1 protein-coding gene is annotated in these 1,414 nt (G+C 67.6%); it reads right to left on the minus strand.

The annotated features are described in order from the left end of the window. Window positions 1-52: 52 nt before the first annotated feature. A complete protein-coding gene (locus E3T34_RS02435) occupies window positions 53-1,294 on the minus strand; it encodes an IS256 family transposase (protein ID WP_134342055.1) in 1,242 nt (413 codons plus the stop codon). Window positions 1,295-1,414 lie beyond the last annotated feature (120 nt).

Genomic DNA, 1,414 nt, shown 5'->3' on the forward strand with positions numbered 1-1,414 from the left:
GGTCAAGTCCAAATGTGTGGTGTAACGCGTCTGCCGCGTGATTCTTGGATTTCTAGGCGCTGAGGGCGCCGAGTTCGGTTGCGGGTTCCTCCTTCTCGGTCGGGACGAGGGTGAGGCGTGAGCGGCTGAGGACGTCGAGGCCGAGGTAGCGGCGGCCCTCGATCCATTCGTCGTGTTGTTCGGCCAGGACCGCGCCGACGAGCCGGATCAGGGAGCCGCGGTCGGGGAAGATCCCCACGACGTCGGTGCGGCGGCGGATCTCGCGGTTGAGACGTTCCTGGGGGTTGTTGGACCAGAGCTGACGCCAGATCTCCTTCGGGAAGCCGGTGAAGGCGAGCACGTCCGCCCGGGCCGCCTCGAGGTGGGTGGCGACCGCGGGGAGCTTCTCCTCCAGTGCGTTCAGGACCCGGTCGAACTGGGCGTGGACGGCGTCCGCGTCGGGCTGGTCGTAGACGGAGTGGAGCAGGGTCTTCACCCACGGCCAGCTGGTCTTCGGGGTCGCGGACATCAGGTTCGCGGCGTAGTGGGTGCGACAGCGCTGCCAAGTCGCGCCGGGCAGGGTCGCCCCGATGGCGGCCACGAGGCCGGCGTGAGCGTCGCTCGTGACGAGTTTCACGCCGGTGAGGCCGCGGGCGGTCAGGTCGCGGAAGAAGCCGAGCCAGCCGGCGCCGTCTTCGGCGCTGGTGACCTGCAGGCCCAGGATCTCGCGGTGCCCGTCCTTGTTCACGCCCGTCGCGAGGAGCGCGTGGACGTTGGCGACACGGCCGCCCTCGCGCACCTTCAGCACCAGGGCGTCGGCGGCCACGAACGTGTAAGGGCCGGCGTCGAGGGGCCGGGTGCGGAACTGCTCGACCTGTTCGTCGAGGTCCTTGGCCATGATCGACACCTGCGACTTCGAGAGGCGAGTGATGCCGAGGGACTCGACGAGTTTCTCCATCCGCCTCGTCGACACCCCGAGCAGGTAGCAGGTCGCCACGACGCTGGTCAGGGCGGCCTCGGCGCGGCGGCGGCGCTCGAGGAGCCAGTCCGGGAAGTAGGTGCCGGTGCGCAGCTTCGGGATCGCGACGTCGAGGGTGCCGGTGCGGGTGTCGAAATCCCGGTGCCGGTAGCCGTTGCGGGAGTTGACCCGGTCGGCGGAGACTTGGCCGTATTCGGCGCCGCAGACGGCTTCCGCTTCGGCGCTCATCAGCGCGTTGATGAACGTGGTCAGCATCTGCCGCATCAAGTCCGGCGAGGCTTGCTCGAGTTGTTCGGACAGGAAACGGGCAGGGTCAATAAAATGGGGTGCGGTCATCGCGTGTACTCCTTCGGAAAAGACTTGATCGGTCTTTCCAAGAATCACGCGGTGGCCGCCTTACATCGGTGCAACACGCCCATCAGGGCCGGGGGTTACACCACGCTATTGGACGCAACC

The organism is Cryobacterium sp. TMT1-62, assembly GCF_004403145.1.
Classification (GTDB): domain Bacteria; phylum Actinomycetota; class Actinomycetes; order Actinomycetales; family Microbacteriaceae; genus Cryobacterium; species Cryobacterium sandaracinum.